Below are 24,000 nucleotides of genomic sequence, written 5' to 3'. Positions count from 1 at the left end.
CAACTGCAGCGGGCCATGCAGAGCATGACCATCAGCCTGCGCAAGCTGATCGGCGGTATCAGCGATGGGGTCACGCAGATCGCCAGCGCCGCCGAGCAACTGTCGGCCGTGACCGAACAGACCAGCGCCGGGGTCAACAGCCAGAAGGCCGAGACCGACCAGGTCGCCACCGCCATGCACGAGATGACCGCCACCGTGCAGGAAGTGGCACGTAACGCCGAAGAGGCCTCGGAAGCCGCGGTCGCCGCCGACCAGCAGGCCCGCGAAGGCGACAAGGTGGTCGGCGAGGCCATCGCCCAGATCGAACGCCTGGCCGCCGAAGTCGGTCACTCCACCGAAGCCATGAGCCACCTCAAGGCCGAAAGCGACAAGATCGGCAGCGTGCTCGACGTGATCAAGTCGGTGGCCGAACAAACCAACCTGCTGGCCCTCAACGCCGCCATCGAGGCCGCCCGTGCCGGCGAGGCCGGGCGTGGTTTCGCCGTGGTCGCCGACGAAGTGCGCAGCCTGGCCCAACGCACCCAGAAATCCACCGAGGAAATCGAGGAACTGATCGTTGGCCTGCAAGGAGGCACCGACCAGGTGGCGACCATCATGGACAACAGCCGCAGCCTGACCGACAGCAGCGTCGAACTGACCCGCCGTGCCGGTGGCGCGCTGGGGAGCATCACCCGCACGGTGTCGGCGATCCAGACGATGAACCAGCAGATCGCTGCCGCCGCCGAGCAACAGAGCGCCGTGGCCGAGGAGATCAACCGCAGCGTGCTGAACGTGCGCGACGTCTCCGAACAGACCGCCTCGGCCAGCGAGGAAACCGCCGCCTCCAGCGTCGAACTGGCGCGCCTGGGCAATCACCTGCAAGTACTGGTCAGCCGCTTCCGTGTCTGACCCTGACCGAACTCAGTCGAGGTCGGCCAGCCAGGCGGTGTCCTTGAACCACTTGTCGTGGATCCGGTCGTAGGTGCCGTCCTCGGCGATCTGGTTCAGGAAGTGGTTGATCCAGTTCAGGCTGTCGTGGTCGCCCTTCTTCAGACCGAACGCCAGGCGCTCGTAGGTGAAGGGCTGGTCCAGGCACAGCAGCTTGCCAGCCCCCAGCCGGTTCACCGCCACCAGGTTGTAGGGTGCATCATGGATGAAGGCGTCGGCCTTGCCGTCGAGCACATCGCGCACGCCCTCCTCCTCAGTGGCGTAACTGACCAGTTGGGCCTTGCCGATCAGCCTCTTCGCCACGATCTCACCGGTGGTGCCGGCCTTGACGCGGATGCGGTAGGCGGCATCGTTCAGGTCCTCGAAACTCTGGACCTTGCCCCCCAGCTCCAGCGGAATCAGCATGGTCTGCCCCACCACCATGAAGGGATCGCTGAAGTTCAGGCGCAGGTTGCGCTCCGGGGTCAGGGTCATGCCGCTGGCGATCAGGTCGGTCTTGCCCGCCAGCAGGTCGGGGATCAGTTGCGGGTAGCTGCTGGGCAATATCTCCAGGCGCACCCCAAGGGCTTTGCTCATTTCATGCAGCAGATCGATCTCGAAACCCACCACCCGCCCCTGTCGGTCGGTCATCTGGAACGGCATATAGGTCGGATTGGTCCCCACCTTGAGGCTGCCCCGCCTGACCGCTTCGTCGATGGCGCCCGCCTGGAGCCCGCAGGCCTGCAGGAATGCGGCAACGCCCAGCAGTATCGCCAGGTACCTTCTCGTCATGAAAACTCCTTGATCCATTTCCCGATGGGATCGCCCCGTCCGGTCTACGCGGAACTGGCGCAGGCCGGCGGGCCCAATTTCGGGGCGCGATCCTAACGCACCCGAACAGGCCGTCGAGCGGATGTTTTGTTACCAAATGACAATGGGTACAGGCGGGAGAGAAACGGCTTGCAAGAGGTCGCATCCCCCCTGGAGCAGGCTCCAGGGGGGATGGAGTCAGGCGGGTTGACCGATTGCCACAACAGGTTGCAGCGGCAGCAGCGGTGCATGCGGATCGGCCTTGACCGACGCACGCCAGGCATTGAGCCACTCGCCATGGCCTTCGCTCCAGACCTGCGCATGCAGGCGGCCCAGGGCAACCGGGTCGCTGAGCAATTGCAGGCGGGCGTTGTTGTCGAGGCCCGCCGGGCCGACTTTCAAGGCATGCCGGACACGCTCGTTGCGCAGCCACTCGATCGGCTCGGCCTGCCGGTGACGGGAGGTCGCCAGGGCACAGGCCAGGGCGTTCTGCCGCGGGTCGACCACCGCCCGGACGAAACCGTCGTTCAGCGCGTGCCAGCGGTTCTCGTGGGTGTATTCGTCGGTCGCCAGCAGCGCCTGGGGCGGGTTGTATTCCTCGGGGATGAGGAACAGCTGCTCATCCTTCGAGCGCAGGCCCAGGTTGACCCGGCTGGAGATCACCGAAACCGGGATCGACAACATCAGCGAGCCGACGATCGGCACCAGCCACCACAGGAAGCTCGGGTTCAGCCAGATCACCAGCAGGGCCCAGAGGGCACCCAGCAGGGTCTGCGGACCGTGACGGCGCACCGCCTCGCTCCAGGGCGTGGAGTCGTCGTCACGCTGCGGCGAGTTCCAGGTCGCCGCCCAGCCGAGGAACGCGGCCAGGACGAAACGGGTGTGGAAAATCATCCGCACTGGCGCCAGCAGCATGGAGAACAGCATCTCCAGCAGCATCGACACGGTCACCTTGAACTTGCCGCCGAACTCCTTCGCGCCCTTGGCCCAGATCAGGATGACGCTGAGCAGCTTGGGCAGGAACAGCAGCACGATGGTGGTGGAGAACAGCGCCACCGCCTTGTCCGGGTGCCATTGCGGCCACAGCGGATAGAGCTGGCGCGGCTCCATGAAGTACTGCGGCTCCATCAGCGTGTTGACCGCCAGCAGCGCCGTCGACAGCACCAGGAAGAAGAACCACAACGGTGCCGACAGGTAGGACATCACGCCGGTGAGGAACACCGCGCGATGCACCGGGTGCATGCCCTTGACCAGGAACAGGCGGAAGTTCATCAGGTTGCCGTGACACCAGCGGCGGTCGCGCTTGAGTTCGTCCAGCAGGTTCGGCGGCAATTCCTCGTAGCTGCCGGGCAGGTCGTAGGCGATCCACACGCCCCAGCCGGCACGACGCATCAGCGCGGCTTCGACGAAGTCGTGGGACAGGATCGCACCGGCGAACGCGCCCTTGCCGGGCAACGGCGCCAGGGCGCAGTGCTCGATGAACGGCTTCATGCGGATGATCGCGTTGTGACCCCAGTAGTGGGACTCGCCCAACTGCCAGAAGTGCAGGCCGGCGGTGAACAGCGGGCCGTAGACGCGGGTGGCGAACTGCTGCATGCGCGCATACAGGGTGTCCATGCCCGACGCCCTTGGCGCGGTCTGGATGATCCCGGCGTCCGGCGTGGCCTCCATCAGGCGCACCAGGCTGGTCAGGCATTCGCCGCTCATGACGCTGTCGGCGTCGAGCACCACCATGTACTTGTAGTCGCCCCCCCAGCGACGGCAGAAGTCGTCGAGGTTGCCGCTCTTGCGTTTCACGCGACGACGGCGGCGGCGGTAGAAGATCTTGCCGAAGCCCGAGGCCTCACGGCAGACATCCAGCCAGGCCTGCTGTTCGGCCACGCAGATATCGGTGTCGTTACTGTCGCTGAGGACGAAGAAGTCGAAACGGTCCAGGTCACCGGTGGCCGCGACCGACTCGAAGGTCGCCCGCAGGCCGGCGAACACCCGCGCCACGTCCTCGTTGCAGATCGGCATGACGATGGCCGTACGGGCATCCGCCGGGATCGGCTCGCTGCCGGCGCTGGCGCCGGAGATACGGTACTTGTCATGCCCGGTGAGCAGTTCGAGGAACCCCATCAGAGCGGTCCAGAAACCGGCCGAAACCCAGCAGAACAGAATCCCGAACATCACCAGGATGGTGGTCTGCAGGACATAGGGCAGCACCTGCCGGGCGGTCTGCAGGACCGGCTGGTGCAGGACCTCGTTGAGGTCGACGAACGACCAGCCCTGGTAAGGCATGATGCCTTTCATGTACCAGCCGGCGACGATGGTCTGGCCAAGCATCAGAATCAGCAGGATGTAGCGTCGGATCGAGCCCACGGTACGCCAGCGGGCATGAGGCAGCTCGCGCCTGTCGTCCTTGGGTGCCGGCGGGTTGCTGCGCCCGGTCAGGCGCCGCCAGGCGCGGACCAGGATATTGGTCCGCCAGGGCTCGGGAACGACCCGGGTGCGCCGGATCGGCGGGGTGGCCTTGAGGCACACCCGGCCGCTGGCGTCCACCGAGAGCATCTCGGCATCTTCCAGGTCGGCGGCGCTGTCGAGGGTCAGGCGACGCCCCACCGAGGCTTGTGCAGCCTCGGCGGAGTCGGCGGACGGTTGCGCACCGAGCCGCTCATGCAACTCGGCGAACGACTTGCAGTTCGCCAACTCGGCGCGCTGCTCGGTACTAAGCGGCAGGTGCGCCAGATACTCGGAGAGAGCCTCTGGCTGGGCGATAGGATTACTCATCGGCAGGCAACTGGTAGCTCCAGGTCTCGGTCAGGACTTGTTCGGTTCTGGCCGGCTCCGGGGTGGTTGGGGCAGCCTCGGCAGCCGGCGCCGGGGCGTCGTGCTCTTTCTTGTCCTTGGCCTTGTCTTTCTCTTGAGTCTTGGCCGCGTCCTTTTCCGCAGACTTGGCTGCGTCCTTGTCCTGGGCCTTGGCCGCTTCCTTCTCGTGCTTCTCCTGGGACTTGGCGGCAACCTTGTCGGCCTTGACCACCTGGGACGAAGCCTTCACCGGCTCGGCGGCAGCGATGTCCTTGACCAGCGCGGCGCGCAGCTCGGTGGACTTGCCCGGATCCTTGATCTTCAGGCGCAGGGTCAGGCGCCAGCCCTGGGTTTCCGGGTTGTAGCGCAGGCTGTTCTCGACCACTTCGGCGTTATCGCCGACGCTGACCTGGCTGCGCACCGGCGCATCTTCCGGCAGGGCCTTGAGGGACGGGCCCTCGAAATCGATCAGGTAGGCCACGCTGCCATCCGGCTGGCGGATCAGGTTCGACTGCTTGACGTCGCCGGTGGACTTCAGGGTCTGCTTGACCCAGGCGCTGTCCGGCGAATGCAGGGCAGCTTCGTCCTGAGTCCAGTGCAGACGGTAGGCGAAGTTCATCGCTTCACCCGGCTGGGCGAGCTTTTCCGGGTTCCAGAAAGCCACGATGTTGTCGTTGGTTTCATCGGCGGTCGGGATCTCCACCAGGTCGACGGTGCCCTTGCCCCAATCGCCCTTCGGCTCGATCCAGGCGCTTGGACGCTTGTCGTAGCGGTCGTCGAGGTCTTCGTAGTGGCTGAAGTCGCGACCGCGCTGCAGCAGGCCGAAACCACGCGGGTTCTCCACGGAGAAGTTGCTCACCGCCAGGTGTTTCGGGTTGTTCAGCGGACGCCACAGCCACTCGCCGTTACCGGCATGGATCGACAGGCCGGCGGAGTCGTGCAGCTCGCGACGGTAGTTGAGGACTTTCGACGGCTGGTTGGCACCGAACAGGAACATGCTGGTCAGCGGGGCCACGCCCAGCTTGCCGACCTTGTCGCGCAGGAACATCTGCGCCTTGACGTCGACGATGGTGTCGGCACCCGGACGCAGGGTCAGGCGATAGGCACCGGTCGCCCGTGGCGAGTCAAGCAGGGCGAAGATCACCAGGTGCTTGTCGGTCGGCTTGGGCTGCTGGATCCAGAACTCGGTGAAGCGCGGGAATTCCTCGCCGGACGGCAGGGCGGTATCGATCGCCATGCCACGGGCGGACAGGCCATAGGTCTGGCCCTTGCCCACGACGCGGAAATAGCTCGCGCCGAGCATGGTCATGATCTCGTCCTGCTTGTCGGCCTTGTTGATCGGATAAAGCACGCGGAAGCCGGCATAACCCAGCTGTTCGGTGGTTTTCGGATCGAATTTCAGGTCGCCGAAGTCGAAACGGCTCGGATCGTACTTGATCTCCGAGACGTCGTTGGCGGTGATTTCGTTGATTTTCACCGGCGTGTCGAAGTGCATGCCCTGGTGATAGAACGACAGCTTGAACGGCGTCTTCTGGTCAGCCCATTCGGCCTTGTCGGTCAGGAAGCGGATTTTCTGGTAGTCCGCGAACTTCATCTCCCGGAATTCGTTCGGCAGATTACTGCGCGGAGCCTCGTACTTCTGCCCGGCCAGGGTCTTCGCCTTGGCCGCCACATCGTCCAGATTGAATGCAAAGATTTGCCCGGCACTGAGCAGGCAAAGCAGTGCGGAGCCCGTCACCAGTGCTTTTCTCAACCCTCTGGCAGTCAATTTTGGTGCATTACAGGGACTAACAATCACGAGCAACCCTCGCCGAAAACAGATCAAAAAACCAACGGCTAGCTATCTATGCGCCAGGTTGGCGAGCATTGTTCCGACTCCCCTGGGGCGAAATGATTCCCCAAACGATGTCGGACAAGTCTCTACCTAATTCAAAATGGACCAACGAACGCTGATCCCCGTAGCGCGCGATTATCTAGTAGGCGGCGTTACAACGCATCAGGCGAAACAAAGTATTTATCGACAAAATGCCCTGTTTTCAGCCCGATACGCGGTTTTTTTCATTTTCAGGTGTGTAACAGGAAGGTTACCGGGCCATCATTGACCAGATGAACCTTCATGTCCGCCCCGAAACGTCCCGTCGCCACCTGACCATGCAACTGCTGCGCCTGTGCCACCACGTAGTCGAAAAGTTCTTCGGCCAGCGCCGGCGGCGCTGCCGTGGAGAAGCTCGGGCGTAGCCCGCTACGGGTATCGGCGGCCAGGGTGAACTGCGACACCAGCAGCAAACCGCCGCCGGTATCCGCCAGGGACAGGTTCATCTTGCCCTGGGGATCGCTGAACACCCGATAGTTAAGCAGCTTATGCAAGAGTTTGTCGGCGCTGGCCCGGGTGTCCCCGGGCTCGACGGCCAGCAGCACCAGCAAACCCTGGTCGATGGCACCCACCACCTGCCCCTCGACCTCGACCCGCGCGCCACTGACGCGCTGCAACAGGCCCCTCATGCTTCTTCGGGAGGCAGGTCGAGCAGGCGTCGCGCCATCTGGTTCGCGGCGCGCACCAGCGCATCGGTGATGCCCGGCTCCGAGGCGGCATGGCCGGCATCGCGAATCACCTGCAGTTCGCTGTTCGGCCAGGCCTGGTGCAGCGCCCAGGCGTTGTCCAGTGGGCAGATGGCATCGTAGCGGCCGTGCACGATCACGCCGGGCAGATGGGCGATCCGGTCCATGTCGCGGATCAGTTGATCGGGCTCCAGGAACGAATTGTTGGTGAAGTAATGGCACTCGATCCGCGCGATGGACAAGGCCCGCTGCGGCTCGGAGAAACGATCGACCACCAGCGGGTTCGGCCGCAGGGTCGCGGTACGTCCTTCCCACAGCGACCAGGCCTTGGCCGCGTGCATCTGGGCGATCTGGTCGTTGCCGGTCAGGCGCTTGTGGAAGGCGCCAAGCAGGTCTTCGCGCTCATCCGCCGGGATCGGCGCCACATAATCCTGCCAGTAGTCGGGGAACAGGCGACTGGCGCCGTTCTGGTAGAGCCATTCGACATCCTGCGGACGTGCCAGGAAGATCCCCCGCAGGATCAGGCCATGGACCCGCTCGGGGTGGGTCTGCGCATAGGCCAGCGCCAGGGTCGAACCCCAGGAGCCGCCGAACAGCACCCATTTGTCGATACCCAGGTGCTCGCGAATCCGCTCCAGGTCCGCCACCAGATCCCAGGTGGTGTTGTTTTCCAGGCTGGCGTGTGGCGTCGAGCGACCGCAACCACGCTGGTCGAAGGTCACGATCCGGTACAGGGTGGGGTCGAAATAGCAGCGGCTCTGGGCATCACAGCCGGCACCCGGGCCACCGTGAATGAAAACCACCGGCAAGCCCTCGGGCGAGCCACTTTCGTCGACGTACAGCACATGCGGCTCATCCACGGCCAGATCGTGCCGGGCGTAGGGTTTGATCTGCGGGTACAAAGTCTGCATCACGCGCTCCGTAAGGGTCGGGGTCATCCCTGGGGGGACTTCTTTGATTGTGCCGTCCGGCATCATAAACCCGAATCACGCAAACGGCATGTCCTTGTCAAAAGCGCGGTTGTTTGCTGGCAACTAGCCGTTTGGTCAGTGTTCAAATCGGCTCGATGAGCGATTCAATAAGGAGCGTCAAACCGAGCGGCAGGAGCCGCTTTCCGTGGCTGCCCATAGCCAGAAAAGACAGGGAGTTCCCGATGAACCAGCACCGCTTGCCCGATCTGCTCGTCTACCCGGAAAAAGCCGTTATCGTCGCCGACAGCGAAATGTTTGTCCGCGGCCTACGTGAACTGGGGCTGGAAGCCAGTCTACTGGGCAGCCTGGAAAGGCTGCCGGCACAGAGCCTGGCATTTTCCTTTTCCCGCCAGGGCGCCCGGCAACTCTATCAGCGAGCGGCGCGCACCGCGCACAAACAGACCCTGCTGTGCCCACTGCATGCCTTCGATACCGGCCTGGAGAACGCGCTCTACAGCCTGATGCTGTTGCTGCGCTGCGATTTCGCCGACTGCCTCAGGCGCCAGCAGCACTACCTGACGCTGCTCAACGGCCTGCGCCGCCTGCACCTGACCAGCGCCAACAGCCGGGCCGAGGTCTGGCTCAACGGCAACTGCGCACCCTATGCCCTGACCCGCAACGAGATCGGCGAAAGCTTCGTGCTGTCGGTCACCGAGCTGTTCGAGGTGCACTATGCCCACATGCGGCCCGACTGCCCGGATATTTTCCAGGTCAGCGGCGTCCTGCATGTCAGCGGCCTGCTGCTGTCGCGCAGCAGCCGGGCGCGGCCGTTGCCCGACGGCCTGGTGGACGACATGCGCCGGCTGGCGGCACAGGTCGCCCATCACGATGCCTGGTTGCGCATCGAACACAACCAGGTGCGCTCGTTCGTGGTCGCGGGGGAGGAATACCTCCAATTGCTGAGCCAGGCCGCCGGACACCGCGGGCTGTATCTGAGCGAGTTCGCCATCGGCGTGAACGACGCCATCGGGCCGAACATCAACTACCTGCGCAACTCACCGATAAACGAAGGCATCCTGGGCGTGCATGTCGCCCTGGGCGATGGGCTCAACGGCTATCACATCGACTTCCTCAGCCCCGGCATCGAGGTGCTTCCCGGCTGATGTCACGGTGGCCGGCCTGTCGGAGACGGCAGGAAGACTCCACTCAACGCCCGTAGCGCTCACGCCCCCAGGCCAGCAGCCCCTGCAGCAGTTCCTTGAGCACCACCCGCGTCGGCTCGGCCAGATCGCTGCGATAGTTGAACGGCTCGAACTCTTCCATGTAGTTGCACTGGCCCAGCTCCAGTTGCACGGCATGGATGTGCTCGGCCGGGTTGCCGTAGTGACGGGTGATGTGCCCGCCCTTGAAGCGTCCGTTCAGCACGTGGCTGTAGGCCGGATGCCCGGCACAGATCGCCTCCAGCCGTGCAGCCAGTCGGGCATCGCAACTGGCGCCATTGAAGGTGCCGAGGTTGAAATCCGGCAACTTGCCTTCGAACAGGTGCGGGATCACCGAACGGATCGAATGGGCGTCGAACAGCAGCGCATAGCCGAACTCGGCCTTGAGCCGCGCCAGCTCCTCCTGCAGGGTCCGGTGGTACGGCGTCCAGACCTGCTCCAGGTAACCCGCCCGCTCCTGCGCGCAGGGCTCGCGGCCGGCCTGGAACAGCGGCACGCCATCGAACAGCGTCGCCGGGTAAAGCCCGGTGGTGGCTCCGGCGTACAGCGGCTTGTCGTCGGACGGACGGTTGAGGTCGATGACAAAACGCGAGTACTCGGCGGCCAGGGTGCTGGCGCCCAGCTCCTCGGCAAAGTCATAGAGCCTGGGAATATGCCAGTCGGTGTCCGGCAGGCTGCGGGCCTCGGGAATCAGCCCGTCACGGACCGCCGGCGTCAGTTTCAGCCCGGCGTGGGGCATGCTGATCAGCAGCGGCACCCGGCCTTTCTTGAAGTTCAGGACGTTATCCACAAGCACTCTCCTAGATCACTACATCAATACCGTGGCGAACCACGCGTTTGCCCAGGTCGCCGCCCAGCCAGTAGGCCAGGTCCGCCGGCCGCTCGATCTGCCAGGCGACGAAGTCGGCGACCTTGCCGACCTCGAGGGACCCATGGCTATCGCCCATGCCCAGGGCCGTGGCGGCGTGCAGGGTGACACCGGCCAGGGCTTCCTCCGGGGTCATGCGGAACAGGGTGCAGGCCATGTTCAGCATCAGGCGCAGGGACAGGCCCGGCGAGGTCCCGGGGTTGAGGTCGGTGGCGATGGCGATCTTCACGCCGTGCCGACGCAGGGCCTCCATCGGCGGCAACTGGGTTTCACGCAGGAAATAGAAGGCACCGGGCAGCAACACCGCCACCGTGCCCGCCGCCGCCATGGCGATGGCGTCCTCCTCGGTCATGAACTCCAGGTGATCGGCGGACAACGCCTGGTAGCGCGCCGCCAGGCTCGAACCGTGCAGCGAGGACAACTGCTCGGCGTGCAGTTTCACCGGCAGACCCAGGCGCTGCGCGACCTGGAACACCCGCTCGACCTGGGCCGGGGAGAACGCCAGGTATTCGCAGAACGCGTCGACCGCGTCCACCAGCCCCTCGGCAGCCAGCGCCGGGAGCATGTCGTTGCAGATATGCTCGATGTAGTCGTCGGCGCGATCCTTGTATTCCGGCGGCAGCGCATGGGCCGCCAGGCAGGTGGTGCGCACGCTGACCGGCAGCTCCTCGCCGAGACGACGGGCGACCTTGAGCATCTTGCGTTCGTTTTCCAGGTCCAGGCCATAGCCGGACTTGATCTCGACGCTGGTCACGCCATCGCGCAGCAGGCAGCTCAGGCGCTGCCGGGCACTGGCGAACAGCTGCTCCTCGCTGGCCGCGCGGGTCGCCCGCACGGTGCTGGCGATACCGCCGCCAACGGCGGCGATCTCGGCGTAGCTGACACCCTGCAGGCGCTGCTCGAACTCGCCGCTGCGGTTGCCGCCGAACACCGTGTGGGTGTGGCAGTCGATCAGCCCCGGTGTGACCCAGGCCCCAGCCAGGTCATGGACCTGTGGATAATCCGCCGCCGGCAGCTCGGCGCGTGGGCCGATCCAGTCGATCTTCGAGGCCACGGTCACGATGGCGGCATCCTCGATGATCGAGTAGGTGCCTTGCGCCATGCTTGCAACGTGACAGTTGTGCCAGAGCGTTTTCATCCGGGGCCTCCGTGGGCTATCGATGAGACAGGGAAGGATCTTGGGCGACCCGTGCCGCCTGGGCCACCGCCGGCTTGACCCAGATCAGGTACGCCAGCACCAGCAGGCCGAGCCACACCGCACCGACGATCAGCGCCGGCCGGCTGTCCGGGAACCAGCCCAGCACGCCGAAGATGAAGATCATGAAGGTGATGGCGGCAATCGGCGCATAGGGCCACAACGGCACGGGGAACTTGAGCTGGGCGGCCTCTTCACGGCTCATCGAGCGGCGCATGGCAACCTGGGTGACCAGGATCATGAACCACACCCAGACGGTGGCGAAGGTGGCGATCGAGGCGATCAGCAGGAACACGTTTTCCGGGATCAGGTAGTTCAGCAGCACGCCACCGAGCAGCGCCGCACCCATGACCACCACGGTCATCCACGGCACGCCGGCACGGGACAGCGTGGCAAAGGCCTTGGGCGCCTGCCCCTGCTGGGCCAGGCCGTACATCATGCGGCCGGCACCGAAGATATCGCTGTTGATCGCCGACACCGCCGCCGAGATCACCACGATATTGAGAATGGTCGCCGCCGAGCCGATCCCCAGGTTCTGGAAGATCTGCACGAACGGGCTGCCCTGGCTGCCGATCTGCGGCCAGGGGTAAATGGACATCAGCACCAGCAGGGTCAGCACGTAAAACAGCAGGATCCGCACCGGCACTGCGTTGATCGCCTTGGGGATGACCCGCTGCGGGTCGCGGGCCTCGCCGGCGGTGACGCCGATGATCTCGATGCCGCCAAAGGCGAACATCACCACCGCGAAGGAAGCGATGATGCCGGCCACGCCGTTGGGCATGAAGCCGCCATGGGCCCAGAGATTGCCGATACCGACCTCGGCAGACGGCGTGGCGGTACTGATGCCGAAGAACATGATGCCGAAGCCGCCGAGGATCATCGCGACGATCGCGCCGACCTTGAGCAGCGACAGCCAGAATTCCATTTCACCGAAGACCTTCACCGCGCACAGGTTCAGCGCGCCGATGAAGAACACGATGCCCAGGACCCAGATCCAGCGATCGACCTCCGGGAACCAGAAACCCATGTAGATACCGAAGGCGGTGACGTCGGCCAGACCGACGATGACCATCTCGAAGGCATAGGTCCAGCCGAGGATGAAGCCCGACATCGGGCCGACGTAGGTACTGGCGTAATGGCCGAAGGAACCGGACACCGGGTTGTGCACCGCCATCTCGCCGAGGGCGCGCATCACCATGAACACCGCGGCACCACCGATCAGGTAGGCCAGCAGCACGGCCGGGCCGGCCATCTGGATCGCCGAGGCGGAACCATAGAACAGGCCCGTGCCGATGGCGGAACCCAGTGCCATGAAGCGAATGTGTCGGGCGGAAAGCCCGCGTTTCAAACCTTTTACTGGCTGTTGCATTACTCGTCCTTAATTATTCTTATCGGTACAGGTCGACAAGAATCAGACTTGGGGCGAAGGTCTTGCGGCCACCCGGCCGCAAAAAGGGGTCGCAGAGTACCCAACCCGACCCGCTCAGGCAAAAAGCATCTGCCCGGTGGTGCCGCGAATCTGTGGCAGCCGGCTCGCTTTTGTAGGAGCCGGCTTGCTGGCGATCCGCCAAAGGCCGTCATTCATCACCCTTCACGGCCAAGCTCGCCCCACAGGGCCGCCGCTCAAACGGGCCGCTGCCCCAGTCCGTTCCTGTGTAACGCTTGGCGCCTACAGGCTCGGCAGCAACTTCGCCGGCACCAGCGCGGTCAGGCAGCGCGACGCCAACAGTTCGGTGGCGGCCTCGATGTCCGGGGCGAAGAAACGGTCCTTGTCGTAGTAGGCGACCTTTTCCCGCAGGGTCGCGCGCGCGGTTTCCAGGGTCGGCGAGGTTTTCAGGCCATTGCGCAGGTCCAGGCCCTGGCAGGCGGCCAGCCACTCGACGGCGAGAATTCCGCGGGTGTTTTCAGCCATTTCCCACAAACGCTTGCCGGCAGCCGGTGCCATGGACACATGGTCCTCCTGGTTCGCCGAAGTCGGCAGGCTGTCGACGCTGTGCGGATGGGCCAAGGCCTTGTTGTCGCTGGCCAGCGCCGCGGCGGTCACCTGGGCGATCATGAAGCCGGAGTTGACGCCACCGTTGGCCACCAGGAACGGCGGCAACTGCGACATGTGCTTGTCCATCATCAACGAGATGCGGCGCTCGCTCAGCGAACCGATTTCGGCAATCGCCAGGGCCATGTTGTCGGCGGCCATGGCCACCGGCTCGGCGTGGAAGTTGCCACCGGAGATCACATCCCCCTGGGCAGCGAACACCAGCGGGTTGTCGGAAACGGCGTTGGCCTCGACCACCAGCACCTCGGCCGCCTGGCGGAACTGGGTCAGGCAGGCGCCCATGACTTGCGGCTGACAGCGCAGGGAGTAAGGGTCCTGGACCTTCTCGCAGTTCTGGTGCGAATCGGACACTTCGCTGCGCTCGCCGAGCAGGTGGCGATAGCTCGCCGCGGCGTCGATCTGGCCGCGCTGGCCACGCGCTTCATGGATACGCGCATCGAACGGCGAACGCGAACCCAGCACCGCCTCGACGGTCAGGCCACCGGCAACCAGCGCACCGGCGAACAGGTCCTCGCCTTCGAACAGGCCACGCAGGGCGAACGCGGTGGACACCTGGGTGCCGTTGAGCAGTGCCAGGCCCTCCTTCGCCGCCAGGGTCAGCGGTTGCAGGCCGGCCTGCTTCAGCGCGGCCGGCGCGTCCAGCCACTGGCCCTGGTAGCGGGCCTTGCCCTCGCCGAGCAGCACCAGCGACATGTGCGCCAGTGGCGCCAGGTCACCGGAGGCGCCGACGGAGCCCTTGAGCGGAATGTGCGGGTAGACCTCGGCATTGATCAAGGCGATCAGCGCATCGATCACCTGCCGGCGAATGCCGGAGAAACCGCGGCTCAGGCTGTTGACCTTGAGCACCATGATCAGCCGCACCAGGTCATCGCTGATCGGCTCGCCGACACCGGCGGCATGGGACAGCACCAGCGAACGCTGGAGGTTCTCCAGATCGGCGCTGGCGATGCGGGTCGACGCCAGCAGGCCAAAGCCGGTATTGATGCCGTAGGCGGTACGGTTCTCGGCCAGAATCTGCTCGACGCAGGCGACGCTGGCGTCGATCTGCGCGTCAGCGCTGGCGTCCAGGCTCAGTTGCACCGGCTGTTGGTACACGGCACGCAGTTGCGCCAGGGTCAATTGGCCGGGAATAAGGTTCAACGCAGTCACATTCATGCTCCTTTTGAGAGTGTTATCAACTGCCAGTCGCTCCGGAAGCTTCCGTTATCCGTCGCTGTCCGCTTTTTGGGCGGATGGCGCCTTGGCACGCTGGCTATCTTTGTTTGAATCAGTTCAGGTTCGGCAATCTTTCGGGCAAGAGCCGCGGGTCGCGCAGCAGCGCCGCCACGGTGGCGATATCCGGTGCCAGCCAGCGGTCCTGGTCATAGGCCGGCACGTGCTCGCGCAGCAGCCTCCAGGCGACGTCGGTACCGGCGCCGAAGCGCTGTTCCTTGAGGAATTCGAAGGCCTGGGCCGCCAGCAGGTACTCGATGGCGAGGATCTGCGTGCAGTTCTCCAGCACCTGGTGCAACTTCAGCGCAGCGTTGGTGCCCAGGCTCAGGTGGTCCTCCTGCAGGCCCGAGGTCACGTAGTTGTCGAGCACCGCCGGTTGCGCCAACTGACGGTTCTGCGCGCAGAGGGACGCGGCGACGTACTGCACGATCATCATCCCCGAATTGACGCCCGGCTGGCTGACCAGGAATGCCGGCAGGCCGCTGACATGCGGGTTGATCAGGCGGTCGAGGCGCCGCTCGGCGATCGAGCCGATCTCCGCCATGGCGATCGCCAGCAGGTCCGCCGCCAGGGCGACCGACTGGCCATGGGGGTTGGCCTGGGACATCACCCGGAAATCGTCCGGCGTGCCCAGCAGCAGCGGGTTGTCGGTGCAGCCGTTGAGTTCGATCTCGACCTGCCGGGTGACGTGGGCCAGTTGGTCGCGGGCCGCGCCGTGCACCTGCGGGATCGAGCGGATGCTCAGGGCGTCCTGGGTGCGGATGCCCTTGCTCGCAGCGATCACTTCGCTGCCGTCGAGCAGGCCACGCAAATTGCTGCCGACCTGTTGCATGCCCGGGTGCGGCTTGAGCGCGATGATCTCGGCGTCGAACGCGGCGATCTGGCCGCGCTGGGCCTCGAAACTCATCGCCGCGGTGACGTCGGCCCATTGCGCCAGGCGGTTCGCGTCAGCCAGGGCCAGGCAGCTCAGGCCGGTCATGCACGGCGTGCCGTTGACCAGGCACAGCCCGTCCTTGGCACCCAGTTGCACCGGTTGCAGCCCCTCTTCGGCCAGGGCCTGCGCGGCAGGCACGATCCGGCCGCGATAGCTGACCTGGCCGACCCCGAGCAGGGCCACGCCGACATGGGCCATGTGGGTCAGGTAACCGACAGAACCCTGGGACGGCACCTGCGGGGTGATGCCGCGGTTGAGCAGCGCCAGCAGCGCCTCGACCACCTGGCGATGCAGGCCGGACCTGCCGTGGCTGTAGTTGATGATCGCCGCGCAAATGATCGCCCGGGTCTGTTCGTCGGCCAGTGCCGGGCCGACGCCGCAGGCGTGGCTGAGCAGGGTATTGCGCGACAGCTGGCTCAGTTGCTCGCCGGACAGCGAAACGTTGGACAGCGCCCCCAGGCCGGTGTTGATGCCATAGGCGCGCTCGCCGCTGACGACGATGCGCTGGACGATCGCCTGGGCGTTGTCGATCCGCGCCCAGGTCTGCGGGGTCAGTTCCAGCAGCGCGCCGTGACGGGCGACCGCAACCACATCCTGCCAGCGCAATGGCGCATCGGCGATAACGATTTTCTCGACCTGGGACATATCCGACCTCATCACACCGTCGCCGCCCGTCGCTGGACGAAGCGGTCCACATACTCGTCCGCCGGCGAATGCAGAATCTCCCGCGGCGTACCGACCTGGATCAGCCGGCCATCCTTGAGAATCGCGATCCGGTTACCGATGCGTACCGCCTCGTCGAGGTCATGGGTGATGAACACGATGGTCTTGTGCAGGGTCTTCTGCAGTTCGAGCAACTGGTCCTGCATCTCGGCGCGGATCAGCGGGTCGAGGGCACTGAAGGCCTCGTCCATCAGGATGATGTCGGTGTCCGCCGCCAGGGCCCGGGCCAGGCCGACGCGCTGGCGCATGCCGCCCGACAGCTGGTGCGGGTACTTGTTCTCGTAGCCCTTGAGGCCCACGGTATTGATCCAGTGCAGCGAACGCTCGACACACAGTTGCTTGCTCTCGCCGCGAACCTTGAGGCCATAGGCGACGTTATCCAGCACGGTCTTGTGCGGCAGCAGGCCGAAGCTCTGGAACACCATGCTGATCTTGTGCCGACGGAATTCGCGCAGGGCGTCCATGTCGTGCTGCAGGATGTCCACGCCATCGACCAGGATCGCCCCGCTGGTGGGATCGATCAGGCGGTTGAAGTGGCGCACCAGGGTCGACTTGCCGGAACCCGACAGGCCCATGATGACGAAGATCTCGCCGGTGCCGATGCTCAGCGACAGGTCGTTGACCCCGACCACGCAGCCGGTCTCGGCCAGCACCTGGTCCTTGGTCTTGCCCTGGCGGATCAGGTTCAGCGCATCACCGGCGCGCGAACCGAAGATCTTGAAGACGTTCTTGACTTCGATCTTGCTGACGATGGAATCAGTCATTTGCTCACCTCGTGGCGCGGACGACCGTAGGCCTGGGTAATGCGGTCGATGACCACGGCGAGAATCACGATGGCCAGGCCGGCTTCCAGGCCACGCCCGACGTTGAGGGTCTGGATGCCCACCAGCACGTCTTCGCCCAGGCCACGGGCACCGATCATCGAGGCGATCACCACCATCGACAGGGCCATCATGGTGGTCTGGTTGATCCCGGCCATGATGCTCGGCAGGGCCAGCGGCAGTTGCACGCCGAACAGTTGCTGCCAGCGGTTGGCACCGAAGGCGTTGATCGCCTCCATCACCTCGCCGTCCACCTGGCGGATACCCAGGTCGGTCAGGCGGATCAGCGGCGGCGCGGCGTAGATCACCGTGGCGAAGATCGCCGGAACCTTGCCCAGGCCGAACAGCATCAGCACCGGGATCAGGTACACGAAGCTGGGCATGGTCTGCATGATGTCCAGCAGTGGCATCAGCACCGAGCGCAGGCGGTCACTGCGCGCCGACAGGATGCCCAGCGGAATCCCGATCAGCACCGAGATCAGCGTCGCCACCAGCATCAGCGCCAGGGTCTGCATCAGCTTGTCCCACAGGCCGACCGCCCCCACCAGGAACAGCAGGCCGACGATCACCGCGGTGCTGACCAGCTTGCGGGTGGCATGCCAGGCGATACCGCCGACGATGGCCAGCATCAGCCACCATGGCACCAGGCGCAGCAGGCTCTCGAGGTTGACGATGGCCCACAGCAGGGTGTCGGAAATGTGGCGGAACACATCACCGTAGTTGGTCACCAGCGAATCGACCCAACCGTTGACCCAGTCGGCGATGGAAAACGTGAAATTCTCGGGAAACATTGGAAACTCTCGATCAAGTGGATGTAGCGTCCCGGTCAGCCTCTCGGTTGACCGGGAGGAATCGACCTACAGAGCCGCGTTGATTTTCTTGGCAGCGTCAGCGCTGACCCAAGCCTGCCAGACCTCAGGGTGTTCCTTGAGGAAGATTTTCGCCAGCTTCGGCGACTCGATCCGCTCCTTGCTCATGCGCCCCAGGTTCTGGTTCAGCAGGTCGATCGGCAGGTTGGCCTTCTCCAGCACGGCCACCAGTTCAGGTGCCTCGTCGTGGAAGGTCTTGGACAGACCGACCTTGATGCTCACACTCTTGTCGACGCCCGGCTTCTCGTCCAGCTTGATCAGATCGACCTGGCCCATCAGCGGCGTCGGCGACCAGTAGTAGAACAGGATCGGCTCGCCACGCTTGTAGCTCGACAGCACCGCGGCATCCAGAGCCGGCCCGGTCCCTGGACGGAAGTTGGTGTAGGCGTTTTCCAGGCCGTAGCTCTTGAGCATCTCGCTGTTGTCCAGCTCGCAGGTCCAGCCGGCCGGGCAGTTGTAGAAACGGCCCTTGCTCGGTTCTTCCGGGTCCTTGAACACCGAGGCGTATTGCGCCAGGTCGGCGATGTTCTTCAGGTTCGGCGCCTTGGCCTGGAGCTTGCGCTTGGCATCACCCTCGACCACATAGCGCGGCACGTACCAACCTTCGATGGCCCCGACCACCGGCGCGCCGACGCCGACGACCTTGCCGGCCTTCTCGGCCTTGTTCCAGACCTCGCTGCGGCCCACCCACTCTTCGGCGAAGACCTGGATATCGTTGGTGCTCAGCGCGTTCTCCATGGTGATGGAGTTGCCCGGCAGGCTGTCGGTCTTGCAGTCGTAGCCTTTTTCCAGGACGAACTGCAGGACGTCGGTCAGCAACATGCCGCTTTCCCAGTTGAGGCCCGCGAACTTCACCGGCTTGCCGGACTCGCACCAGCCGGCGGCCTGGCTGGCGCCGGCAGCGGTCAACAGGCCGAGGGACAACGCCGTGGTCAGCAGGGTCTTTTTCATTTTCATTATGTGACGCTCCTAATCATGAATGGGTTAACGGCAGTCAAGAGGCATCCGGCCCGGGTTGGCCCAAGGGGCCCTGTCCACGTCTTGCTCAGGCTCGGGATTCAGGCCACCGACGACGGCTGGACCCGGCCACTGGCCTGGGGTGCTGCGACCTCGCCCTGCTCTGGCGGCAGGATCAAGCGATCAGGAACCGCGCCGTGCCACTTCTTCGCGGCGTAGTAGTACAGCGCTGCCGGAACCACCAGGCCGATGATCCAGGAGATATCGGTATCGCCCAGACTCGCCACCAGGGGACCGGTGTAGAAATGCGTGGAGATGAACGGCATCTGGATCAGCACGCCGAACACATAGATGCTGATGCCCATGATGTTCCAGCGCCCGTAACGGCCGTTGGGATCGGACAGCGCGGGAATGTCGTAGCGTTCCTTGGTGATGCAGTAGAAGTCCACCAGGTTGATCGCGCTCCAGGGCGTGAAGAACGCCAGCAGGAACAGGATGAACGCGGAGAATTCCTTGAGGAACGAGTCCTTGCCGAGCAGCGCCAGGGCCGCCGCGAGGCTGACCATGACAAAGATGTACAGCAGGCGCACGCCGCTGCCGATGTGCCGGTTGCCACGGAAACCGCTGATGATGGTGGCGATCGACATGAAGCTGCCGTAGGCATTGAGCGTGGTCACGGTGACCTTGCCAAAGGCCACGGCGAAGTACAGCGCCGCGGCGATCACGCCGGTGCCGCCAAGGCTGACAATGAATGAGACTTCGTGGTGAGCGAACTGCGAACCGGCCAGGGCCGCCGCGAACACCCCGAAGACCATCGACGCCTGCGAGCCGATCACCGACCCCAGGCCCACGGCCCAGAAGGTTTTCGACGCTGAAGTGCTGCGCGGCAGGTAGCGCGAGTAGTCCGCCACGTAGGGCCCGAAGGCGATCTGCCAGGACGCCGACAGCGACACCGCCAGCAGGAAGCTCGCCAGGGAGAAATGCTTGTTGGCCAGCAACGCGGAAACATCGTTGCCCGCCAGCAGTCTGTAGAACAGGTAGATGAAGGCGATCACTCCCAGCACGCTGGCGACCCGGCCGATGCCGTGGATCACCCGGTAGCCGAAGATGGTGAAGACCAGGATCGAGGCGGCGAACAGCACGATGCCGACCCAGTCCTCGACGTGCAGCAGTTGCGCCACCGCCTGTCCGGCCAGCAGCGAGCCGCTGGCCGAGAAGCCGATGTACATCAGGCACACCAGCACCAGCGGGATCACCGCGCCGTAGACGCCGAACTGCACGCGGCTGGAGATCATCTGCGGCAGGCCCAGTTGCGGCCCTTGCGCGGCATGCAGCGCCATCACCCCGCCGCCGAGCAGTTGCCCCAGCAGCAGGCCGACCAGCGACCAGTACACGTCGCCGCCGAGCACCACCGCCAGCGCACCGGTGACGATCGCGGTGATCTGCAGGTTGGCCCCCAACCACAGGGTGAACTGACTGAGTAGACGACCGTGTCTTTCCGCTTCCGGGATGTAGTCGATCGAACGCCTTTCGATCAACGGTTTGTTGCTTGCACGATCATTCGATACAGCCATTTATCGTTCAACCTCTGTGGATTGTCTTCCGGTGCTCACGCAATGCCTGCAAAACACGGCCTCCTGTGGGAGCCGGCGCCCAAGGGCAAAGCCGGCTCCCCTCCAGGCGCCTTATTTGCCGGTGATCATCGGCAGGTTCAGCCCCTGCTCCTTCGCGCAGTCGATGGCGATCTGGTAACCGGCATCGGCATGACGCATGACCCCGGTGGCCGGGTCGTTGTGCAGGACGCGGGCGATACGCGCGGCCGCCTCGTCAGTACCGTCGCAGACGATGACCATGCCCGAGTGCTGCGAGAAGCCCATGCCGACGCCGCCGCCGTGGTGCAGGGAGACCCAGGTCGCGCCGCTGGCGGTGTTGAGCAGGGCGTTGAGCAAAGGCCAGTCGGAGACGGCATCGGAACCGTCCTGCATCGACTCGGTTTCACGGTTGGGGCTGGACACCGAGCCGGAGTCCAGGTGGTCGCGACCGATGACGATCGGCGCCGACAGCTCGCCGCTGCGCACCATCTCGTTGAACGCCAGGCCGAGCTTGGCGCGCAGGCCCAGGCCGACCCAGCAGATCCGCGCCGGCAGGCCCTGGAAGCTGATGCGCTCGCGCGCCATGTCCAGCCAATTGTGCAGATGGGCGTCGTCCGGGATCAGTTCCTTGACCTTGGCGTCGGTCTTGTAGATGTCCTGCGGGTCACCCGACAGCGCTGCCCAGCGGAACGGACCGATGCCGCGGCAGAACAGCGGACGGATGTAGGCCGGAACGAAACCAGGGAAGTCGAAGGCGTTCTCGACGCCTTCTTCCTGGGCCATCTGACGAATGTTGTTGCCGTAGTCGAAGGTCGGGATGCCCTGCTTCTGGAATGCCAGCATCGCCTTGACGTGCACCGCCATCGACTGCTTGGCGGCCTTCACCACGGCGGCCGGTTCGGTCAGCGCGCGGGCGCGGTACTCTTCCCAGGTCCAGCCGGCCGGCAGGTAGCCGTTGAGCGGGTCGTGGGCGCTGGTCTGGTCGGTGACCATGTCCGGGCGCACGCCGCGACGGACCAGTTCCGGCAGGATTTCGGCGGCGTTGCCGCACAGGGCGATGGAGATCGCCTTGCCTTCGGCGGTGTACTTGGCGATGCGGGCCAGGGCGTCATCGAGGTCCTTGGCCTGCTCGTCGACGTAGCGGGTCTTGAGGCGGAAGTCGATGCTGGTCTGCTGGCATTCGATGTTCAGCGAGCAGGCACCGGCCAGGGTCGCGGCCAGCGGCTGCGCGCCGCCCATGCCGCCCAGGCCGGCGGTCAGCACCCAGCGGCCCTTGAGGTTGTTGTCGTAGTGTTGGCGACCGGCTTCGACGAAGGTTTCATAGGTGCCCTGGACGATGCCCTGGCTACCGATGTAGATCCAGCTGCCGGCGGTCATCTGGCCGTACATGGCCAGGCCCTTGGCGTCCAGTTCGTTGAAGTGTTCCCAGGTGGCCCAGTGCGGCACCAGGTTGGAGTTGGCGATCAGTACGCGCGGGGCGTTGCTGTGGGTCTTGAACACGCCGACCGGCTTGCCGGACTGCACCAGCAGGGTTTCGTCGTCATTGAGGTGGGTCAGGCTCTCGACGATCTTGTCGTAGCACTCCCAGTTGCGCGCGGCACGCCCGATACCACCGTAAACCACCAGTTCCTTGGGGTTCTCGGCCACCTGCGGGTCGAGGTTGTTCATCAGCATCCGCAGCGGCGCTTCGGTCAGCCAGCTCTTGGCGGTCAGCTTGTTGCCACGGGCGGCACGGATTTCGACGTCACGGCGCTTGGTAAAGGTGGCGGTAGGTTTCTGGGTATTCTCAGTCACGAAAAAACTCCTCTGCGATCGTCCGAACCCGCCCAGGCAGTGGGCAAGCGAGCCTGTGCCGGATACCCCGTCACAAGCGAAAAATGAGTGGGTGCGTAATGCCTCCCTGACGACTCATACGCACACATATTTACTTGTACATACAAGCATATGCAATCAAGCGGCCAACTCGGAATGCGAGCCCTGAAGAATTTTTCAGAGTAGTCGCCAAGTGCCGTGGGACGTGGCCTGGAGCGAAAAATGAATTTGTAGGATTAGGCGAAGCTGTAGGTGGGAAGCTGTTACCGGAAGAGGCTTTTGCGCCACGTTGGGGCGTTCGGTAACAAAATAGTGCGAGAGGGAGTACCCGAAATCGACGGGAGGCACGCACACCCTGTGGAGACCGGTTTTATCCGCGAAAAGGCTCTCAAGCCCTGCGCCGCTTGCGCGGACGCTTTCGCGGATAAATCCCACGGGAATCGGGGGATGACCTCAAAATAGAGTGGGATTTAGCGGAATCAGGCAGGCATCAGCTCGATCACACCGCAACGGCCGGTCACCGCCACTTCCTGCAGCCCGACGCTGCCGTCCAGCCGCAGGCAGTCATGCCGGCCGAGTACTTCATAACCCGTGTCGGCCAGGCCGACATGCAACTGGTCGCTGACACTGAAGATCAGCAGCACCGCCGCCGAAGTGAAGAAACGCTTGGGCTGCACGGCATCGAGCCATTGCAGCCGGGCACTGTAGCGCTCCGGCGCGTAGATCAGGTTGAAATCGCGGATCGGGCCCTCGAGCAAGCTACAACTGACCTGGCTCGCGCCACTGAAGGCGAACGGGTCCAGCGGCAGCAACGCGCGGGTGCGTTGACCATCGACCTGCAGGGTCATGCCCGCGCCCTGCAGCACGGTGATGATCCGCTCATAGCCGGCAAAACTGGAAAAACCGCCCGACTCGCCGATATCGGCAATCGACAGGCGCCAGCCGAACCCTTCCAGGCCCTCGCCCTCGTCGCGGGTGATCTCTTCGGTGCTGCCACCGCCGTTTTTCCACGGCATGCGCGGGTAGTCCGCCGCACGCAAGACTTTCAGTGAACTCATTTGGTAAAGCGTCCTTCCAGACGATGACGGGAACCGGGGTGAATCAACCGGGCGGCGGTCACCGGCTGGCGACCGGACCAGGTCCGCCGGCGGATCATCAGGCACGGCTCGCCAGGCTCGATCTGCAACAGCTCGCACTCGGTGGCATCGGCGAGAATCGCCTCGACCACATGCTCGCCCTCGGTCAGCGGTGCGACCTGTGACAGGTAGGCGTAGGGCGTCTGCAGGGTGAAATCCTGCTTGAGGTAGTCCGGCGCCACCTGCGCGTTGACGAAACGGTCCTCGATCTGCACCGGGATGTCATTCTCGAAATGCACGATCAGCGAGTGGAAGACCTTCTGCCCCTCGCGCATGTCCAGGGCCACGGCACGCTCGGAGCCGGCGGTCTCCTCGCCGAGGGTGATGATCTTGCAGGTGTGGCGATGACCGCGCGAGGCGATCTCGTCGGCGATGTTATGCACCTCGAACAGCGCCGACTGGGTCTTGGGCTCGGCGACGAAGGTGCCGACCCCCTGCATGCGCACCAGCAAACCTTCGGCGGTCATTTCCCGCAGGGCGCGGTTGATGGTCATGCGGCTGTAGCCCAGTTGCTCCACCAGCTCGCTCTCGGACGGCACGCGGTAATGCGGCGGCCAGTTTCCGCTGTCGATCTGCTGGGTGATCATCTGTTTGACGCGGGCATATAACGGCGCCGGACTTTCGCCCATTTGGGC

At 64.5% G+C, this 24,000-nt stretch carries 19 protein-coding genes; 2 read left to right on the top strand and 17 right to left on the bottom strand.

Annotated features, from left to right (window positions below):
* Positions 1 to 15: 15 nt before the first annotated feature.
* On the top strand, positions 16 to 888 hold the full coding sequence (locus tag ACMGT0_RS02865) for a methyl-accepting chemotaxis protein (protein ID WP_416773401.1): 873 nt from the start codon (positions 16 to 18) through the stop codon (positions 886 to 888).
* Between the two features lie 12 nt (positions 889 to 900).
* On the opposite strand, the gene ACMGT0_RS02860 is transcribed toward ACMGT0_RS02865, so the two are convergent.
* From ACMGT0_RS02860 to pip, 5 genes are all read right to left on the bottom strand, one after another.
* The gene (locus tag ACMGT0_RS02860) at positions 901 to 1,698 is read right to left on the bottom strand and encodes a transporter substrate-binding domain-containing protein (protein ID WP_081006088.1); all 798 of its coding nucleotides are present in this window, start codon (positions 1,696 to 1,698) and stop codon (positions 901 to 903) included.
* Between the two features lie 216 nt (positions 1,699 to 1,914).
* Positions 1,915 to 4,485: a glucans biosynthesis glucosyltransferase MdoH gene (mdoH, locus tag ACMGT0_RS02855; protein WP_054060878.1), complete on the bottom strand. Its 2,571-nt coding sequence runs from the start codon at positions 4,483 to 4,485 to the stop codon at positions 1,915 to 1,917.
* On the bottom strand, positions 4,478 to 6,301 hold the full coding sequence (locus tag ACMGT0_RS02850; protein WP_054060885.1) for a glucan biosynthesis protein G: 1,824 nt from the start codon (positions 6,299 to 6,301) through the stop codon (positions 4,478 to 4,480). The genes mdoH and ACMGT0_RS02850 overlap by 8 nt, the downstream gene beginning before the upstream one ends.
* A gap of 266 nt (positions 6,302 to 6,567) precedes the next feature.
* Entirely contained in the window at positions 6,568 to 7,005 is a 438-nt protein-coding gene (gene dtd, locus ACMGT0_RS02845; protein ID WP_054060879.1) for a D-aminoacyl-tRNA deacylase, read from the bottom strand.
* Positions 7,002 to 7,973 (bottom strand): prolyl aminopeptidase, encoded by a 972-nt coding sequence (gene pip, locus ACMGT0_RS02840; RefSeq protein WP_054060880.1) that lies wholly within the window; start codon positions 7,971 to 7,973, stop codon positions 7,002 to 7,004. Before pip ends, dtd begins: the two co-directional genes overlap by 4 nt.
* 242 nt (positions 7,974 to 8,215) lie before the next feature.
* Between pip and ACMGT0_RS02835 the strand changes: the two genes are divergently transcribed.
* Positions 8,216 to 9,136, top strand: a complete 921-nt coding sequence (locus ACMGT0_RS02835; RefSeq protein WP_054060881.1) for a hypothetical protein — start codon at positions 8,216 to 8,218, stop codon at positions 9,134 to 9,136.
* Positions 9,137 to 9,179: 43 nt separating this feature from the next.
* Here the strand turns inward: ACMGT0_RS02835 and hutG are convergent, their stop codons facing one another.
* The 12 genes from hutG to hutC form a co-directional block, all read right to left on the bottom strand.
* Positions 9,180 to 9,983 (bottom strand): N-formylglutamate deformylase, encoded by an 804-nt coding sequence (hutG, locus tag ACMGT0_RS02830; protein ID WP_054060882.1) that lies wholly within the window; start codon positions 9,981 to 9,983, stop codon positions 9,180 to 9,182.
* A 10-nt stretch (positions 9,984 to 9,993) separates the two neighbouring features.
* Positions 9,994 to 11,199: an imidazolonepropionase gene (gene hutI, locus ACMGT0_RS02825; protein WP_416771409.1), complete on the bottom strand. Its 1,206-nt coding sequence runs from the start codon at positions 11,197 to 11,199 to the stop codon at positions 9,994 to 9,996.
* 16 nt (positions 11,200 to 11,215) lie between these two features.
* Positions 11,216 to 12,625, bottom strand: a complete 1,410-nt coding sequence (locus tag ACMGT0_RS02820; protein ID WP_416771407.1) for an amino acid permease — start codon at positions 12,623 to 12,625, stop codon at positions 11,216 to 11,218.
* 300 nt (positions 12,626 to 12,925) lie between these two features.
* Positions 12,926 to 14,464 carry a histidine ammonia-lyase gene (hutH, locus tag ACMGT0_RS02815; RefSeq protein WP_273822619.1) on the bottom strand — a complete coding sequence of 513 codons (1,539 nt, stop codon included), beginning with the start codon at positions 14,462 to 14,464 and terminating at the stop codon, positions 12,926 to 12,928.
* A gap of 112 nt (positions 14,465 to 14,576) precedes the next feature.
* Positions 14,577 to 16,100 (bottom strand): HAL/PAL/TAL family ammonia-lyase, encoded by a 1,524-nt coding sequence (locus ACMGT0_RS02810; protein WP_054057910.1) that lies wholly within the window; start codon positions 16,098 to 16,100, stop codon positions 14,577 to 14,579.
* Between the two features lie 11 nt (positions 16,101 to 16,111).
* Positions 16,112 to 16,942 carry a quaternary amine ABC transporter ATP-binding protein gene (locus tag ACMGT0_RS02805; protein ID WP_054057911.1) on the bottom strand — a complete coding sequence of 277 codons (831 nt, stop codon included), beginning with the start codon at positions 16,940 to 16,942 and terminating at the stop codon, positions 16,112 to 16,114.
* Positions 16,939 to 17,790 (bottom strand): ABC transporter permease, encoded by an 852-nt coding sequence (locus tag ACMGT0_RS02800; protein WP_054057912.1) that lies wholly within the window; start codon positions 17,788 to 17,790, stop codon positions 16,939 to 16,941. Before ACMGT0_RS02800 ends, ACMGT0_RS02805 begins: the two co-directional genes overlap by 4 nt.
* Positions 17,791 to 17,856: 66 nt before the next feature.
* Complete coding sequence (locus ACMGT0_RS02795) at positions 17,857 to 18,825, bottom strand: ABC transporter substrate-binding protein (RefSeq protein ID WP_054057913.1); 969 nt, start codon at positions 18,823 to 18,825, stop codon at positions 17,857 to 17,859.
* Positions 18,826 to 18,926: 101 nt separating this feature from the next.
* A complete protein-coding gene (locus ACMGT0_RS02790) occupies positions 18,927 to 20,399 on the bottom strand; it encodes a purine-cytosine permease family protein (RefSeq protein ID WP_054057914.1) in 1,473 nt (490 codons plus the stop codon).
* Positions 20,400 to 20,510: 111 nt separating this feature from the next.
* The gene (hutU, locus tag ACMGT0_RS02785; RefSeq protein WP_416771403.1) at positions 20,511 to 22,211 is read right to left on the bottom strand and encodes a urocanate hydratase; all 1,701 of its coding nucleotides are present in this window, start codon (positions 22,209 to 22,211) and stop codon (positions 20,511 to 20,513) included.
* A 497-nt stretch (positions 22,212 to 22,708) separates the two neighbouring features.
* The gene (locus ACMGT0_RS02780; protein ID WP_416771401.1) at positions 22,709 to 23,287 is read right to left on the bottom strand and encodes a HutD family protein; all 579 of its coding nucleotides are present in this window, start codon (positions 23,285 to 23,287) and stop codon (positions 22,709 to 22,711) included.
* A complete protein-coding gene (gene hutC, locus ACMGT0_RS02775) occupies positions 23,284 to 23,994 on the bottom strand; it encodes a histidine utilization repressor (protein WP_192842689.1) in 711 nt (236 codons plus the stop codon). Before hutC ends, ACMGT0_RS02780 begins: the two co-directional genes overlap by 4 nt.
* Between the last annotated feature and the right edge of the window lie 6 nt (positions 23,995 to 24,000).

The sequence above is a fragment of the Pseudomonas sp. RHF3.3-3 genome (assembly GCF_048069595.1).
Lineage (GTDB): Bacteria > Pseudomonadota > Gammaproteobacteria > Pseudomonadales > Pseudomonadaceae > Aquipseudomonas > Aquipseudomonas fuscovaginae_B.
Note: the sequence above shows the minus strand (reverse complement) of the source record. Positions and strands in the feature narration are given on the sequence as shown.

What these genes read in the sequence shown, in the direction of transcription:
- ACMGT0_RS02835 (WP_054060881.1), top strand. Translation starts at nt 8,216, where the DNA reads ATGAACCAGCACCGCTTGCCCGATCTGCTCGTCTACCCGGAAAAAGCC.
- hutC (WP_192842689.1), bottom strand. Translation starts at nt 23,994, where the DNA reads ATGGGCGAAAGTCCGGCGCCGTTATATGCCCGCGTCAAACAGATGATC.
- ACMGT0_RS02800 (WP_054057912.1), bottom strand. Translation starts at nt 17,790, where the DNA reads ATGTTTCCCGAGAATTTCACGTTTTCCATCGCCGACTGGGTCAACGGT.
- ACMGT0_RS02860 (WP_081006088.1), bottom strand. Translation starts at nt 1,698, where the DNA reads ATGACGAGAAGGTACCTGGCGATACTGCTGGGCGTTGCCGCATTCCTG.
- ACMGT0_RS02780 (WP_416771401.1), bottom strand. Translation starts at nt 23,287, where the DNA reads ATGAGTTCACTGAAAGTCTTGCGTGCGGCGGACTACCCGCGCATGCCG.
- dtd (WP_054060879.1), bottom strand. Translation starts at nt 7,005, where the DNA reads ATGAGGGGCCTGTTGCAGCGCGTCAGTGGCGCGCGGGTCGAGGTCGAG.
- ACMGT0_RS02820 (WP_416771407.1), bottom strand. Translation starts at nt 12,625, where the DNA reads ATGCAACAGCCAGTAAAAGGTTTGAAACGCGGGCTTTCCGCCCGACAC.
- hutI (WP_416771409.1), bottom strand. Translation starts at nt 11,199, where the DNA reads ATGAAAACGCTCTGGCACAACTGTCACGTTGCAAGCATGGCGCAAGGC.
- hutH (WP_273822619.1), bottom strand. Translation starts at nt 14,464, where the DNA reads ATGAATGTGACTGCGTTGAACCTTATTCCCGGCCAATTGACCCTGGCG.
- ACMGT0_RS02810 (WP_054057910.1), bottom strand. Translation starts at nt 16,100, where the DNA reads ATGTCCCAGGTCGAGAAAATCGTTATCGCCGATGCGCCATTGCGCTGG.
- ACMGT0_RS02795 (WP_054057913.1), bottom strand. Translation starts at nt 18,825, where the DNA reads ATGAAAATGAAAAAGACCCTGCTGACCACGGCGTTGTCCCTCGGCCTG.
- mdoH (WP_054060878.1), bottom strand. Translation starts at nt 4,485, where the DNA reads ATGAGTAATCCTATCGCCCAGCCAGAGGCTCTCTCCGAGTATCTGGCG.
- ACMGT0_RS02865 (WP_416773401.1), top strand. Translation starts at nt 16, where the DNA reads ATGCAGAGCATGACCATCAGCCTGCGCAAGCTGATCGGCGGTATCAGC.
- ACMGT0_RS02790 (WP_054057914.1), bottom strand. Translation starts at nt 20,399, where the DNA reads ATGGCTGTATCGAATGATCGTGCAAGCAACAAACCGTTGATCGAAAGG.
- ACMGT0_RS02805 (WP_054057911.1), bottom strand. Translation starts at nt 16,942, where the DNA reads ATGACTGATTCCATCGTCAGCAAGATCGAAGTCAAGAACGTCTTCAAG.
- pip (WP_054060880.1), bottom strand. Translation starts at nt 7,973, where the DNA reads ATGCAGACTTTGTACCCGCAGATCAAACCCTACGCCCGGCACGATCTG.